Here is a 15,389-nt window from a genome sequence, read left to right as displayed (position 1 = left end):
GCTGAGAAGAAGCAACAATTTATTCAACAATATTTTTCACTAAAAAATGGCTAAACTTAGCTTTTAGCTTGTTACTAAGAAAATGAAAGTAATGAAATTCGGGGGCACCAGTGTTGGAAAGCCCGAGCGTATGTACCAGGTTGCGGATCTGATCACCCGTGACAATGAATCTAAAATTGTTGTATTGAGCGCTTTGAGCGGAACTACCAACGCATTAGTCGGTATTGGTGATGCTTTGGCCAAGAACAGTAAGGAAGATGCGAAGACGCAGATCGACAAGCTGGAAGCTCATTACCATTCTTTCATTGCTGAACTGGTAAAAACTCCTGCAGCGCTTGCAAAAGCAAAAGCGATTGTTGGCGAGCATTTTGAGTTTTTGAATATCATTACTAAGATTTCTTTCAACGAAGCGTTGAATAAAGATATCCTTGCACAGGGAGAATTGTTGAGCACAAAATTGTTCAGTACTTATCTTGAAGAAAAAGGAATTGATCACTATCTGTTGCCTGCGCTTGATTTCATGAGCATTGACGCAAATGATGAGCCGCAACTTTCCGCGATTAAAACAAAGCTGTCTCAGCTGTTGAAAAATCATAGCGATAAAAAAATGTTCATCACGCAAGGTTATATCTGCCGCAATTCAAAAGGTGAAGTAGATAACCTGAAAAGAGGTGGAAGTGATTACACTGCATCTTTGATCGCTGCTGCTATTAAAGCAACAGTGTGTGAGATTTGGACAGATATCGATGGTATGCACAACAATGATCCACGCATTGTTAAGAAAACGGTTGCTATAGAGCAATTGAGCTTTGATGAAGCTGCTGAGCTTGCATATTTTGGTGCGAAGATTTTGCACCCGACTTGTATCTGGCCGGCGCAACATGAAAATGTCCCTGTTAAATTATTGAACACTATGCAGCCTGATGCTGCGGGTACTGTGATCCGTGATGAAGCGGGTAGCGAAGGTGTAAAGGCCATTGCCGCGAAAGACGGGATCATTGCAATCAAAATAAAGAGCAGCCGCATGTTGTTGGCATATGGTTTCTTGAGAAAAATCTTCGAGGTGTTCGAGAAATACCGCACGCCAATTGATATGATCACAACTTCTGAAGTTGCTGTTTCTGTTACGATTGACACGGATGTTAATCTTGCTGCGATCGTGAAAGAATTGGAGCCGTTTGGAACAATTGAAGTTGATAAAAATCAAACCATCGTTTCCATCGTTGGTAACAAAATCGGTAGCTCCGCAGATGTGTTGAGCAAATTGTTTGATACATTGAAACCAGTGCCTGTTAGCATGGTTAGCTACGGTGGTAGTCCCCACAATATATCTCTACTTGTTGCTGATCAGTATAAGATACAGACTTTGCAGCTGCTGAATAGCGGGCTGTTTGGTTTGGAATAACAGTTTCTTTACCACTAAGGCACTAAGGACACTAAGTTGCACTAAGAGGTTTTTAAAATATAAAGAGCCAATACATTTTTTGTATTGGCTCTTTTGTTAAATGTAAATGAAAGTGTTGGATCTGAATGAATACAAGCTTAGTGAAACTTAGTGTCCTTAGTGCTTCAGTGGCAATATCTTGCTCTTTATTTTTTCAGCAATGTCAAATAAATCTGCTCAATCTCTCTCGTCATTTTGTCTGCGCTGAAACGTTCACTGATGGTGGCTCGTGCGGCATCTCCGAGTTTTTTTCTTTTAAGCGGATCATTTGCAAGATCGACAATCGCAGCGGCTAAATTATCTTCAACATTTTCTATTGGCAGTAAAAGGCCATTGTTGTTGTGCTGTATCACTTCACGAGTACCATCGGCAGCAGTAGCAATGATCGCTTTTCCCATGGCCATGGCTTCGAGTAATGCGATTGGCAGACCTTCCCAAAGTGATGGCAATACGTAAATGTCTCCGGCGGCTAAAACCTCCGGAACATCCTGACGGAACTGTTGGAAGATGACCTGCTGCTCGATGCCGAGTGTTTTTACAAGTTGTAATGCTTCTTCTTTTTGATCACCGTCGCCCACCAATAATAACTTTAGCGAAGGCAATTGTTGCGCGGCTTTTGCAAATGCTTTGATCAGCACAAGCGGTTGTTTCTGGTGAATGAAACGGGCAACAAAAACAACCAACGAATCTGTTGCAGGAATATGCAATTCTTCGCGAACATTTTTCAATGCTCTATCCGGATTGAATTTTTGTTGGTTAATTCCGTTGTTGATCACAACAGATTCAAAGTCTTTAAAGTATTGCTTTCCTGTTGCCTGGTTGGAGGCGGCAACAGATATGTTGATGTCAGATTTTTTCGTTAACACTTTTTCTCCTAGCACTCTTATCTTCTTTACAATCGGATTCTGATCATCGTGGAAGCTCCAGCCATGGATGGTATAAACGAGTGGGAGATTTAATTTTTTTGCGGCCCAGTAAACGTTTGAATTTGCTCTAGTGCCGTGGGCGTGTACAAGCTGAATGTTTTCACTTTCTACAAATGACTTTACCTGTTTCCATTTGCTCATGTCAAACGGCTTTTCAGTGTAGATCACATGTGTTTGAATGCCCATTTCCTTCAGCTTGTCTATCATCGGGCCGGGCGTAAAGGAGAGGACAACTGGTTCAAATACAGATTTGTCAAGATTTTCAACGAGGCTCAATAAATGGCTCTCACCGCCGCCGATCTGTCCCTGGCGAATGGTTTCGAGAATGCGGTACTTTTTGGTCACGGTTTGTTTAATTGAAAAATTGAAAGTTGAAAATTGAAAATGACGTGTAGAAACGGCGAGACTTTTTGCTCAATAGAATTACTTCTGTTAAGTTCCGATTACTTTCGTATCGGAATCCCGATAAGTACACGAATCGGGAAGTGACACAATCAAAGCTCAATTAGGATTCAAATGTTGGTTACCAAAAAATGGTTAGGCCCCAAAAAAAGCTTCTAATCCTGTAACGCATCCCTGTTTCCTTTCAACTGCCACAAAATAAAAAATCACTACAGAAATATGTAGTGATTTTTAAAAAATAATAATATCATTAATTACAGAACCAACATCGCGTCTCCATAGCTGAAGAAACGGTATTTGTCTTTGATTGCTTTTTTGTAAGCTTCTGTTGCCAGTTCATAACCGGCGAATGCGCAAGTCATGATCAATAAGCTTGTTTTTGGCAAATGGAAGTTGGTGATCAAAGAGTCTGCAATAGAGAACTCATAAGGAGGATGGATGAAATGGTTTGTCCAGCCTTCAGATGGTTTCAGTAATTTTTCTGCAGTAAAAGAAGACTCGATGGCTCTCATGGTAGTGGTGCCAACAGAGCAGATTCTTTTTCCGTCAGTTTTTGCTTTGTTTACAATTTTGCAGGCTGTTTCATCGATCTGGTAGTACTCAGCATCCATTTTATGTTTGCTAAGATCTTCTACTTCGATGGGGCGGAAAGTTCCCAAACCTGTATGAAGAGTAACTTCTGAGAAACGAATACCTTTAATTTCAAGGCGTTTGATCAGTTCTTTACTGAAGTGCAAACCTGCTGTTGGTGCAGCTACGGCGCCTTCGTGTTTTGCATAAACTGTTTGGAAACGCTCTTTATCTTCTTCTTCCGGTTTGCGCTTAATGTATTTTGGAAGTGGTGTTTCACCTAGATGCTCAAGCATTTGACGGAACTCATCGTCTGTACCATCCCACAAGAAACGGATCGTACGGCCACGAGAAGTAGTGTTGTCAATCACTTCAGCCACCAGTTCGTCTGACTCTCCGAAATATAATTTGTTGCCTACACGGATTTTACGTGCGGGGTCAACGATTACATCCCAAAGGCGATTTGGTTTGTTCAATTCACGTAGAAGAAAAACCTCGATTTTTGCTCCGGTTTTTTCTTTACGGCCATACATACGAGCTGGGAAAACCTTTGTATTATTTACGATGAAAACATCTTTGTCGTCAAAATAATCCAGAACATCACGGAAGTGTTTGTTTTCCATTTGTCCGGTTTTACGGTGCACCACCATCATGCGACTGTCTTCTCTCTTTTTCGAAGGGTGCTGAGCGATAAGGTTTAGAGGCAGATCAAACTTAAACTGAGATAACTTCATGGGCAATAAATATTTTTTAATTGCAATTGCCACATGATATAAACCGGTTGCGAAAGGGAGGAGAATTGAATCTTTCGTATCAGACCCGATCTTACGGTACCAGGTTGTATCATGTTACGGCATGATTTTAAAGTGGGCAAAGGTAATGAATTAATGGAAATTTTGTGAAATATGCAAGAAATATTTGGTTTTTTTGTAAAAACTTATTAATCATCGCCTTAATTTGGGTTTTTGGAAGGAATTTATACCCTCGGTTGTTAAAAAATCATGCCTTTGATCGCAGCTCTACAACAGCGGTAATAAATATTTGTTCAAATAGTTCTCAACAGCATTTTGCCAGTGCACGCAATAACGCCTTTGCATTTTATCTAACATAATTGAATAGCTTTGCGCACTTTAAATTTTCGTTAAGTTTATGTTACGTGTCCCTAATCGCTACTCTGTTCTATTCGGTTTTTGGAAGCTGTTTATCGCACTGTCTTTTTTAGTGCGGACGGTGCTTCTTATTATGTGCTGGAAGAGCGCTGCTACTTCCGTCGGTTCATTGTTTTCTATTTATTTCAAAGGGTTTGTGTTCGACCTTGGTGTTGCTTCATTTTTTACCGTTCTATATGCTATTTATTTATTGCTGATTCCTCAACGTTGGAACCAGTCAAGAATTAACAAAACGGTTACTTACGTTGGGTTCTTTTTGACAGTATTGATCGTGATGTTCTCGTTCTTCGCCGAATTCACTTTTTGGGGTGAGTTTGAAAGCCGATTCAATTTTATAGCCGTTGATTATCTTGTCTACACTTTTGAGGTGGTAAATAATATCAACCAGTCTTACCCGCTTCCGTACTTGATAGGAGGAATGGTGCTGGTGACTTCGTTGATCACCTGGTGGTTTTATAAGAGAGGTATTTTTGCCGCAAGTTTCAATTCTGCAATGACATTCCGGAGTCGTGCAATTGCAACAGTTGTTTTGCTTTTGATTCCTGTATTCTACATATTCAATATAAAAAATAACTGGGCCGAAAAAACTGACAATCGCTACAGAGCCGAGTTGTCAAAAGCAGGCATTTACTCTTTCTTTTCAGCATTTAAAAATAACGAGCTTAGCTACAGCGAATTTTATAAAAAGGATCCGGATGCGGAAGTTTTTGCACGCATGCGCAATTTACTCACTGATTCCAGCACAAGGTTTTTGGGGAATGACAGTGAAATTTACAGGCAAATAACCGGCAACGACACGCTTGTTGCTCGCCCGAACGTAATCATGATTACCATTGAAAGTTTTAGTGCAGACTTCATGACTCGTTTTGGCAATACACAGGGATTAACGCCGGTGCTTGATTCTCTTTCAAAGCAAAGTATTTTGTTTACCAACATGTATGCAACGGGAACCCGCACGGTGCGCGGCATGGAAGCGCTTACGCTCGCTGTCCCGCCTACACCGGGAAGTAGTATTGTTCGCAGGGATGATAATGCAAACTTATTTACGGTTGGGTCAATCTTTAAAAATGCCGGTTACAAACGTACTTTCTTTTACGGTGGTGATGGATATTTCGACAACATGAACCAGTTCTTCAGCGGCAATGGTTTTGACATTGTAGATCGCGGAAGAAAAATAATGATAAAAGACAAACTGGCGACAAACAGAACTTTTATTGCAGATAAGGATGTACAGTTTGAAAATGCGTGGGGCATTTGCGATGAGGATATTTATAAAGCAGTGATTCGCGACGCGGACTCTAATTATAACGAAGGAAAGAAGTTTTTCAATTTTGTAATGACAACTTCGAACCACCGACCTTATACATATCCTGCTAACAAAATAAGTATTCCGCAAGGCAGCAGGGAAGGCGCAGTTCGCTATACAGATTTTGCAATTGGAAAATTGCTGGAAGAAGCAAAAACAAAGCCGTGGTTCGCCAATACAGTTTTCATATTTGTTGCTGATCACTGTGCAAGCAGTGCCGGCAAAAATGAGATCAACGTTTCTAAATACCACATTCCATGTCTCGTATATAATTTGCCAAACGCTAAGCCTGTTGAGCTTTCTCCGGTTTGTTCGCAGATTGATTTGTATCCAACTTTGTTTAATTATTTAGATTGGAGTTACAAGTCAAATTTGTTTGGCGAGAATATTAATGCCGCTAAATATCAACCAAGAGCTTTGATGGGAACTTATCAAAAGCTGGGTTACCTGAAAAATGATACGCTGATCGTTTTGGGGCCTCAGCAAAAAGCAGATTGTTATTTCTACAAACAACAATCAGATGAGCAAAAGCAAGTGCCGATGAATGATCGTCTTTTGCATGAAGCCATTGCGAACTATCAATCTGCGTATCAGTTGTATAAGAACGGAGGGATGAGAGAGAAATAATTAATAATTAAAGGTGTAGCACCGACATAAAAGTGATATCTCGTTTGTTATGATAAAGCCACATTCAAACATGAATGCGGCTTTATTAATTTTTAATTATTAATTTTCTTCCTCCAAATCATTCATCACTTGTTTCAACTCTTTCAAATATCGTCCGTACTGCCAATCAATGTGCCTTTTGGAAAGATAGTAACTGAGCAACTGCGCGAAGATTATTATGATGCCGGTAATGAGTAATGGTTTTACTTGCACAATTGATCCCGCATAGAATGTTTGTTTGAGTAATTCGCTGACTCTGTCTGTATTTAAATATGCCACACCAGTGAGGATGCCGATAGGCATTGAACAAAATGCGTATGTTTTATATCTTTCAATGTTGAGCTCCAGATCATAGGCAATCTTGCGGATGTTTTTGCGCAAACTCAAATCATATCTTTCTAACTGTTTGTAAAAAACATAACAGTGGTAACAGAAATAAATGGTTTGCATCAGCAAAATAAAACAGGCTGTTCCTCCAATTAAAAAGGATAGATAAGGTTTTGACATAAAGAAGAAGGCCAGGAATATGAAAAAGTAAGACAGTCCCAGACCGAAAAACTCCCTTCTCATATTTATTTTCAACCGGTCGATGGTAGATCTTGTTTTATCAAGTGGTACCTTCTTTATCTCAAGCGGAATATCTTTTGAAATGTCGTCCGCCCATTCATTTTTTAAGTCATCAAAATTCATAACCCAATGTTTTAATAATGTATTTAATTTTTTCTTTGGTACGGTTCAGTCGTACGCGAACGTTTACTGATGAAATACCCATTATGTCTGCAATCTCATCGCCCGACTGTCCTTGCATGTATAGGAAAATAAGCGCCTTCTCTACTTTGTTCAACTGCTGCACAGCCTTGTAAAAAATGGCGAGTTGTTCTTCTTTTTCTTTAACGGCGTGCAATTCATCCGGAAGGTCGTGATAGGTTTCCAGCCCGGAAGTTTTATAATTATTCTCTTTTCTGAAATAACTAATGGCAGTGTTGAATGCAACACGGTACATCCAAGAGCTGAACTTGCTTTCACCGCGAAACGAATCATATGATCGCCACAATTGCAGGATCATTTCCTGGAGCAGGTCCTGCTGTTCTTCTTTCTTATCCTCGTAGATGCGACAGATCTTATAAAGAATGCCTTTATGCATTTCTATAAGTTGGAGAAAAGAGGTTTGTTTATTGTTGCTGGTATTCAATTAAAGAATTGAGAGGTTACGGAAAATGGTTAGTGTTGATGTGTGCTTTCAAACTCGTCAATCTTTGTCTGTAAAAAAATGGATTGCTCGTCGCTGGTTTCATTTATCCATTCCTCTTCCATGGTTTTGAGCAATATGCATTTTTTCTGCTGATCAATGATTACTACATAGCCTTTTTGTTTTTCTGTATGCCACCATTTTCCTGACAATATATTTCGAAGGCTAAGAAACTGCTTTTTTCTTACTGTTCCGAAATGAACATCCGCATAACTGTTATTTGGTAAACTAATTACAAAGTGTCCCATGGTCTTCGTTTTAAAAGTAAGTAGGAGGTAAGAAACATTTGTTACAGTCGAATGAAGAAAATTTTAAAAAGTGTATTAAACATAAAAGACCCGACAGGCTCGAATGAACCCATCAGGTCTTTGCAAATACAATATTGATTACGTTCAGTTATTAATCAGATCAATTGCTGATGCCGCCTACTTCTGAAACGGAAATTGCGACGGAAGTTATTCCGCCATCTTCCACATTCCACAGAACCGAACTTACCGACCAATCCTTGGTACGGACATCGTCATGCAACCGGTCCTCGATGTTTTTGATTCCTTTGAAAGAGACGCGGTCGCCTTGTCTGGGAATGACATTTAGCAGCGCTCTTATCACCTGGCTATTGGGAAAACGAAATTCTACATTCATGACATTTGTTTTCTATTTTTTAGTAAAACACGTGCCAACATAAATGGTTGGAATTATTAACGAAAGTAGAAGCGTCGCAGTTGGGGGATGTACAAAAAAATAAAACCCTTTGCAGGGTTTTAAAACTTGTAGCGAGGAGCGGACTTGAACCGCCGACCTTCGGGTTATGAATCCGATGCTCTAACCAGCTGAGCTACCTCGCCAAGTGGGCGGCAAAAATAGAGAAACGAAACTAAACAGAAAAACTATTTTAAAATATTTTTTAAAAAAATACCCTCTGTAGAAACAGAGGGCCTTCAACGATTGCTTGCCATATGAAAAAATTGTAAAGCTCGTTAGTTTTGGTTAGAAACTAGTTGTATTAAATAAAAAATATATTTAGTGTTTTATTTATGATTATGGATCAAATTTAATGTAAACTAAATTAAAATAACGTATATTATTTATTGTAATGTTAACTACTGAATTATGTGAAATGTTAAGACATTGATTTGCAATAATTTAATATTAATGTTAACTTAATGTTACCTGTTTTGAATATTCTTCCAGCGCTTTTTCCAGGCAATCCATAGCTGAATTGATATCATCTTCATTCAAAACATAGGCCAAACGAACTTCCTGGTGACCCAATCCCGTTGTTTCATAAAACCCAGAACCGGGAGCGAGCATTAAAGTTTTGTTGTTGTATGAAAACGATTCTAACAACCACTGACAAAATTTATCCGCATTGTCAATCGGCAGTTTTGCCATTGCATAAAATGCACCACCGGGGTTCGGACAAAAAACGCCCGGCATTTTATTAAGGCGGCTCACCAAAGTGTCTCTTCTTTTCTGGTACTCGTTTTTTATGGCATCGAAATAGTTTTCCGGAAGATCCATCAAAGCTTCTGCTCCAATTTGTCCAAAACCCGGAGGGCTAAGTCTTGCTTGCGCAAATTTCATTGCAGCATCCAGTACTTGCTGGTTGCGGGTGATGAATGCTCCAAGTCTTGCACCGCAAGCACTATATCTTTTGCTGATTGAATCCAATAAGATAACATGTTCTTCCATGCCGGTGAGATTCATAGCGCTGAAATGTTTACCTGAGTAGCAAAACTCGCGGTAAGCTTCGTCAGAAAAAAGGAACAGGTTATGTTTAAGGCAAATGGATTTTAGTGTTTCCATTTCTTCTTTGCTGTACAAATAGCCGGTTGGGTTATTTGGGTTGCAAATAAGAATAGCCTTTGTTTTTGGGGTGATTGCGTTTTCAAAAGCTTCCATCGAAGGCAGAGCAAAGCTGTTTTCAATATGCGATGTAATTGGCTTTACCACTACGTTTGCAGCGATGGCAAATCCGTAATAGTTTGCATAAAATGGCTCTGGCATGATGATCTCATCGCCAGCGTCTAAACAACACATAATACCAAAGAATATTGCTTCAGACGCGCCGGTTGTAATGATGATCTGGTTGTAATCAATGTCAATATTTACACGCTTATAATACGCTGCCATTTTTTTGCGATAGCTTTCATTGCCCGCACTGTGGCTATATTCAAGCACTTTGAAATGTGCATTGCGTATGGCTTCCATCATTACCGGAGGTGTTTCGATATCCGGCTGGCCGATGTTCAGGTGGTAGATATGTGTGCCTTTTGCTTTTGCTGCTTCTGCATATGGTACAAGTTTGCGTATAGGAGAAGCTGGCATGTTCTGGCCGCGATCGCTGATTGTAAGCATATTGTTTATTGTTATGTGCCCTTGCTCTTCAGAAAGGAATTTTTGTAACATTTGGTTATTGTTCGGTTTGTACGCTATGTACGAGGTACGAAGTACGGTGTACGAAATGCGTTGTGATGCTGCACTCTAATGAATTTCGTACATCGTACATCGTACTCCGTACATTCATCGTAGCGCTATTTTTTCTCAAGAAACTCTACCAACTCTTTGTAATCCGGGTTCATCTTCACTGTTTTCTTTGGTCCGTTTGCAGGTACATCCATGTTGATCTTTTCGCCGGTTATTTTTTCTACGCTGTCGTTGAATTTAACAGGGTGAGCAGTTTCTAGAATAAATCCTTTATCAGATGAATGTTGCTGCAAATATTGCTCTAATGATATGTAGCCAACGGCTCCATGCGGATCAAGCAAGTATTTGTCTGTTGCATACACTTTCTTAATTGTTGCTACTGTTTCATCATCAGTTATGCTGGTGCTGCTGATCTTGTCTTTTAAATCCGTGAACTTGTGTTGGAACAATTCCAGTATTCTTACAAAATTACTTGGACTTCCTACGTCCATTGCGTTTGATAAAGTTGCAACGGCCTGGCGCGGTTCGTATTTTTCTGTTTGTAAAAATCTCGTCACCACATCATTTGCATTACATGCTGCAATAAAATGTTTAACAGGCAAACCTGATTTGTGTGCCAGTAAGCCTGCACAAATGTTGCCAAAGTTTCCGCTCGGAACGCTGATCACCGGAGGATTTTTTTTGTCTGCCCATTGTTTCCATGCAAAGAAATAGTAGAATTGCTGTGGCAGCCATCTCGCGACGTTGATTGAGTTTGCAGATGTCAGGAACAATTTTTTAGTAAGATCATCATCTGCAAAAGCTTGTTTTACCAATGCCTGGCAATCGTCAAAGTTGCCGCTGATTTCCAATGCATGGATGTTTTTACCCAACGTAGTCATTTGCTTTTCCTGTACATCGCTCACTTTTCCCGAAGGGTATAGGATCACTACCTCAACACCCGGAACATCATAAAAGCCATTGGCAACAGCGCCGCCCGTATCGCCTGATGTGGCAACGAGTACCGTTACTTTTTCAGAACGTTCTTTGGAAAAATATCCCAGACAACGACTCATGAATCTTGCGCCGATATCTTTGAACGCAAGAGTAGGACCGTGAAATAATTCAAGTGAAGAAATGTTTTCGTTGATTGTAACCAATGGCAATGGAAAGTCGATCGTTTCCTTTACGATTCTTCTTAGTTCTGCTTCTGGAATCGTGTTGCCCACATAAGGTGCAATCACTTTGTAAGCAATTTCTTCATTGCTGATGTTCTCAATGTTGTTGAAGAAATCTGCATCCAGCACAGGAATTCTTTCGGGAAAATACAATCCTTTGTCCGGTGCCTGACCCAGTATAGTAGCGGTTTTGAAGTCTACGTTTGGAGCTTTTTTATTGAGAGAAAAATAGTTCATTTCAATTAAGAATTAAGAATTAAGAATTAAGAATTCGGCGATTGTCGAATTAATAATTAATAATTAATAATTAAAAGGGTCCTCAAAGCTTGTTTGGAATTCGTATGAGTGCAGCACCTGTTAATTATTAATTATTAATTATTAATTATTAATTCCCTATGGCTTTCACTCCTTCATTATTTATCGTCGTCACATACGTATAATACTCAATGCCGATCTTTTCATAAATGTCTTTCATTACAACTTCCACGGCTCTTGCTTCTTTTTCATTTTTGCTAAGCATGAAAATAGAAGGGCCTGAACCTGAGATTCCACCACCCAATGCGCCTGCTTCCTTGCTCTGCGCTTTTACATCATCAAAGCCGGGTATCAAGATGCTGCGTACAGGTTCGATGATCACATCTTCCAATGAACGGCCGATCAGTTCATAATCACTTTTGATGAAACCTGCAACCAGTCCCGCAATGTTTCCCCATTGCTTGATGGCGTCTTTAAGCAATACTTGTTTCTTTAGAATTTGTCTTGCATCAGACGTCTTTACTTCGATCTGGGGGTGCACCAGAGTTACATACATTGGTGGAGCTGGAATGGAAATGATATCCAGCGGATGAATAGCACGGATCAATGTGATGCCGCCATAAATGCAAGGTGCAATGTTGTCAGCATGCTTTACGCCAGAGGCTAATTTTTCACCAAACATGGCCATCTGCACAAGATCTTCATTGCTGAAATAATTGCCGAGCAATTTATTGGCTGCAACTACAGGACCTGCTGCGCTTGCAGCGCTGGAGCCTATGCCGCTGCCTGGCTTGATATGTTTTGTAACTGTCAGTTCGAAGCCGAATTTGTGATCCAGTTTGTCCATCATAGCAAGGAGTGCTACGCCGCAAACATTCTTTTCGGGTTCAAGTGGCAGATTGTAATTGTCGTTGTGATGAATGATCACTTTGGGTTCTTCAATGATCTTTATTTCCATTTCATCACAAGGTTCATTCAGCGCAAGACCAAGAATATCGAAGCCGCAAACAAGGTTTGCTACAGTGCCCGGTGCATGCACTTTAATACTGTCGCCGGGTTTCGCTATTGCTTGTTTTGTTTCGTTGTTAGTGGACATGTATGTTGATCGTTTAATAGTATTCTTAAAATTGAATCTTTGTTTAAGGTCGTTATGTGCGATGTACGAAGTACGGTGTACGATATTTGTTAGAGTGTAACACTGTGATGACTTTCGTACATCATACTCCGTACTCCGTACATTGCTCTTACACCGCTCTCAATATATCTGCAAACACTCCAGATGCCGTTACTTCTGCACCTGCGCCGGCGCCTTTTACAATCAGTGGTTGGGAAGGGTAGCGATTGGTGTAAAATAATACGATGTTGTCTTTGCCATATAAATGATAGAGATCGTGTTGCTCGTTTATGTGTTGCAGACCAACAGAAGCTTTGCCATTTTCAAACTTAGCAACGAATTTCAGTTTGCATTTTTTTGCAGCTGCGTCGTCGTACAATTTTTTGAAATGAGCTTCATGTTTTTTCAACTCTTCGTAGAACGCAGGAACGTCGCCGTCCATACATGACGCTGGTAAGAACACATCGTTGCTGATATCTTCCATTTCTATTTTCTCGCCCGATTCACGTGCAAGGATCATGATCTTGCGCATTACATCTGTACCACTCAAATCAAGGCGTGGATCTGGTTCTGTGTAGCCTTCGTCCTGCGCTTGTTTTACTACTTCTGCAAACGGACGTGAACCATCGTAATTGTTAAACACAAAGTTCAAAGTACCGCTTAATACCGCTTCTATTTTTTTAATGGTATCACCACTTCTTCTTAGATCATTTAGCGTGCCAATTACCGGAAGACCCGCGCCAACGTTGGTTTCAAACAGGAAAGAAACGTTGTATTCTCTCGCAAGGTCCTTTAATTTTTTATAGTTCTGATAGCGTGATGAGCAAGCTATTTTGTTACAAGCAACCACGGACACACTGCTTTGCAATAATTGATCGTAAACAGTTGCCACGGTTTCATTGGCAGTGATGTCAACGAATATAGAGTTGCGCAGGTTGTTGTTTTTTATCTGGTCAACAAATTGTTGCAGATTGCTTTTTTCGCCTTCGCTTAAAAGTTCCTGCCAGTTGCCAAGATCAATGCCTTCTGAACGAACAAGCATTTTTTTGCTGGTAGCCAAGCCTGCTACTTTCAGTTGAACACGTAAGTGTTCTTGCAGAAAATCTGCCTGTTGTTGTAATTGCGCAAGCAGTTTGCCGCCAACATTTCCTGTACCTGCTATGAAAAGATTGATTTGTTTGTAAGTGGTTTCAAAGAAATCTTCGTGCAATACGTTGATCGCTTTGCGAACATCCTTCGCTGCAATTACAGCAGAAATATTTCTTTCTGAAGAACCCTGTGCGATTGCTCTCACACTCACACCGTTACGGCCAAGTGTTCCAAACATTTTTCCGCTGATGCCCGGGTGACTACGCATGTGGTCGCCCACAACCGCAACGATTGCTAAATCTTTTTCGACTGTAACCGGTTCGAGGACTCTCAATTTTATTTCATAATCAAATTGTCTGTCAACTGCTTCTTTTGCTTTGTCAGCATCAAAAGTGTTGAGAGCAACGCTTATTGAATGTTCGGATGAACTTTGAGTGATGAGGATAACGTTGATCTTTTCGTTTGACAACGCTTCGAACAAGCGTTTTGAAAAGCCCGGTATACCTATCATTCCGCTGCCCTCAAGGCTGAGCAATGCAATGTTATTCATGCTCGAGATGCCACGTATCAGGCTTCCGTTTTCCAACGGCGCTGTTTCTATCAACGTTCCGAAATCATCTGGCGCGAAAGTGTTTTTCACCCATGTTGGAATTTGTTTAGTCATTACCGGCTGTATGGTTGGAGGGTAAATAACTTTTGCTCCAAAGTGGGAAAGTTCCATTGCTTCCTGGTAAGAGATATGCGGGATGTTTTTAGCATTAGCGACAAGACGAGGATCAGCAGTCATCATACCGCTAACGTCTGTCCATATTTGCAAGGCATCCGCACTTAGTGCCGCAGCAAATATTGCAGCTGTATAATCAGAACCTCCGCGGCCAAGCGTAGTACCGGCGCCGTGTTTATTAGAGGAGATGAAACCTGGTGTTACAAATAATTTAGAAAGGCTGTCTTTGCTATTGAAAAATTTGTGCACGCGGTTATTGGTTTCTTCGAAATCAACTTTCGCAGAACCGAAGTTATCGTCTGTAACGATCAGTTCGCGACTATCTTTCCATGTGCAGAAAGTATGTTGCTGAAAAGCGTGAGCAATGATCTGTGAAGAAAGCAATTCTCCAAAGCTTACTATCTTGTCCTTAGTGCGTGAAGACAATTCGCCAAGCAGGAAAACGCCTGTGCAAACATCTTCCAGCTCGTTGCAGGTTTTTTTAACAAGGCTAAGAATGCTGCTTTGTTGTGTAACGGGGATTAGTGACTTCACTGTTTCGAGGTGACGTGTTTCAATTTTTTGCAACACTTCTTTGTAGCCTTCGTCACCGTTGGCAGCTTTCGCGCCACAATCCAGCAGAGTGTCCGTAATACCACCCAAAGCTGAAACTACCACAATTGTTGAATCTTGTTTACCGGCCTGTAATACGATAGATATAACCTTTTGTATGTTTACGGCATTTGCTACGGAGGAGCCACCGAATTTTAAAACCTGCATAAGTTTAGTAATGATATTTTGGGAAAATAGATTAGAACAGAATGATTGAGCTTTTCAGCGAGATACAGCATGTGCCCATTGGATAATATGAATATGTACAACCCTTAACGGGTTGCAATAATGGCAATAGTA

General features: G+C 40.4%; 12 protein-coding genes and 1 tRNA gene. 2 read left to right on the top strand and 11 right to left on the bottom strand.

What is annotated here, in order from left to right; translation table 11 throughout:
* The first annotated feature begins 91 nt into the window (after window positions 1-91).
* Window positions 92-1,405, top strand: coding sequence for an aspartate kinase (locus QJ048_RS08855; RefSeq protein ID WP_282333979.1), 1,314 nt, complete (start codon window positions 92-94; stop codon window positions 1,403-1,405).
* 185 nt (window positions 1,406-1,590) lie between these two features.
* Here QJ048_RS08855 and QJ048_RS08850 read toward each other — a convergent pair whose 3' ends face one another.
* Both QJ048_RS08850 and queA read right to left on the bottom strand, forming a co-directional pair.
* Entirely contained in the window at window positions 1,591-2,715 is a 1,125-nt protein-coding gene (locus tag QJ048_RS08850) for a glycosyltransferase family 4 protein (protein WP_282333978.1), read from the bottom strand.
* A 311-nt stretch (window positions 2,716-3,026) separates the two neighbouring features.
* Window positions 3,027-4,076, bottom strand: coding sequence for a tRNA preQ1(34) S-adenosylmethionine ribosyltransferase-isomerase QueA (queA, locus tag QJ048_RS08845; protein ID WP_282333977.1), 1,050 nt, complete (start codon window positions 4,074-4,076; stop codon window positions 3,027-3,029).
* A gap of 415 nt (window positions 4,077-4,491) precedes the next feature.
* On the opposite strand from queA, the gene QJ048_RS08840 reads away from it, so the two are divergent.
* Window positions 4,492-6,444 (top strand): LTA synthase family protein, encoded by a 1,953-nt coding sequence (locus QJ048_RS08840; protein WP_282333976.1) that lies wholly within the window; start codon window positions 4,492-4,494, stop codon window positions 6,442-6,444.
* A 99-nt stretch (window positions 6,445-6,543) separates the two neighbouring features.
* On the opposite strand, the gene QJ048_RS08835 is transcribed toward QJ048_RS08840, so the two are convergent.
* From QJ048_RS08835 to thrA, 9 genes are all read right to left on the bottom strand, one after another.
* A complete protein-coding gene (locus tag QJ048_RS08835; RefSeq protein WP_282333975.1) occupies window positions 6,544-7,173 on the bottom strand; it encodes a hypothetical protein in 630 nt (209 codons plus the stop codon).
* Entirely contained in the window at window positions 7,163-7,675 is a 513-nt protein-coding gene (locus tag QJ048_RS08830; RefSeq protein ID WP_282333974.1) for an RNA polymerase sigma factor, read from the bottom strand. The genes QJ048_RS08835 and QJ048_RS08830 overlap by 11 nt, the downstream gene beginning before the upstream one ends.
* A 29-nt stretch (window positions 7,676-7,704) precedes the next feature.
* A complete protein-coding gene (locus QJ048_RS08825) occupies window positions 7,705-7,980 on the bottom strand; it encodes a hypothetical protein (protein ID WP_282333973.1) in 276 nt (91 codons plus the stop codon).
* Between the two features lie 160 nt (window positions 7,981-8,140).
* The gene (locus QJ048_RS08820) at window positions 8,141-8,374 is read right to left on the bottom strand and encodes a hypothetical protein (RefSeq protein ID WP_282333972.1); all 234 of its coding nucleotides are present in this window, start codon (window positions 8,372-8,374) and stop codon (window positions 8,141-8,143) included.
* Window positions 8,375-8,503: 129 nt separating this feature from the next.
* Window positions 8,504-8,577: transfer RNA gene (locus QJ048_RS08815), tRNA-Met, on the bottom strand.
* A 310-nt stretch (window positions 8,578-8,887) separates the two neighbouring features.
* Window positions 8,888-10,141, bottom strand: a complete 1,254-nt coding sequence (locus QJ048_RS08810; protein WP_282333971.1) for a pyridoxal phosphate-dependent aminotransferase — start codon at window positions 10,139-10,141, stop codon at window positions 8,888-8,890.
* A 125-nt stretch (window positions 10,142-10,266) separates the two neighbouring features.
* Window positions 10,267-11,553: a threonine synthase gene (thrC, locus tag QJ048_RS08805; RefSeq protein WP_282333970.1), complete on the bottom strand. Its 1,287-nt coding sequence runs from the start codon at window positions 11,551-11,553 to the stop codon at window positions 10,267-10,269.
* Between the two features lie 148 nt (window positions 11,554-11,701).
* Complete coding sequence (locus QJ048_RS08800; RefSeq protein WP_282333969.1) at window positions 11,702-12,667, bottom strand: homoserine kinase; 966 nt, start codon at window positions 12,665-12,667, stop codon at window positions 11,702-11,704.
* 148 nt (window positions 12,668-12,815) lie between these two features.
* Window positions 12,816-15,257 carry a bifunctional aspartate kinase/homoserine dehydrogenase I gene (thrA, locus tag QJ048_RS08795; protein WP_282333968.1) on the bottom strand — a complete coding sequence of 814 codons (2,442 nt, stop codon included), beginning with the start codon at window positions 15,255-15,257 and terminating at the stop codon, window positions 12,816-12,818.
* Window positions 15,258-15,389: the final 132 nt, after the last annotated feature.

Origin of the sequence: Pinibacter soli (assembly GCF_029961145.1) — a bacterium.
Lineage (GTDB): Bacteria > Bacteroidota > Bacteroidia > Chitinophagales > Chitinophagaceae > Pinibacter > Pinibacter soli.
This window is presented reverse-complemented; position numbering and strand designations above follow the sequence as displayed.

Coding starts and splice junctions, on each gene's coding strand:
- QJ048_RS08810 (WP_282333971.1), bottom strand. CDS start 10,141: ATGTTACAAAAATTCCTTTCTGAAGAGCAAGGGCACATAACAATAAAC.
- QJ048_RS08825 (WP_282333973.1), bottom strand. CDS start 7,980: ATGGGACACTTTGTAATTAGTTTACCAAATAACAGTTATGCGGATGTT.
- QJ048_RS08800 (WP_282333969.1), bottom strand. CDS start 12,667: ATGTCCACTAACAACGAAACAAAACAAGCAATAGCGAAACCCGGCGAC.
- QJ048_RS08835 (WP_282333975.1), bottom strand. CDS start 7,173: ATGAATTTTGATGACTTAAAAAATGAATGGGCGGACGACATTTCAAAA.
- QJ048_RS08840 (WP_282333976.1), top strand. CDS start 4,492: ATGTTACGTGTCCCTAATCGCTACTCTGTTCTATTCGGTTTTTGGAAG.
- thrA (WP_282333968.1), bottom strand. CDS start 15,257: ATGCAGGTTTTAAAATTCGGTGGCTCCTCCGTAGCAAATGCCGTAAAC.
- QJ048_RS08820 (WP_282333972.1), bottom strand. CDS start 8,374: ATGAATGTAGAATTTCGTTTTCCCAATAGCCAGGTGATAAGAGCGCTG.
- thrC (WP_282333970.1), bottom strand. CDS start 11,553: ATGAACTATTTTTCTCTCAATAAAAAAGCTCCAAACGTAGACTTCAAA.
- QJ048_RS08855 (WP_282333979.1), top strand. CDS start 92: ATGAAATTCGGGGGCACCAGTGTTGGAAAGCCCGAGCGTATGTACCAG.
- queA (WP_282333977.1), bottom strand. CDS start 4,076: ATGAAGTTATCTCAGTTTAAGTTTGATCTGCCTCTAAACCTTATCGCT.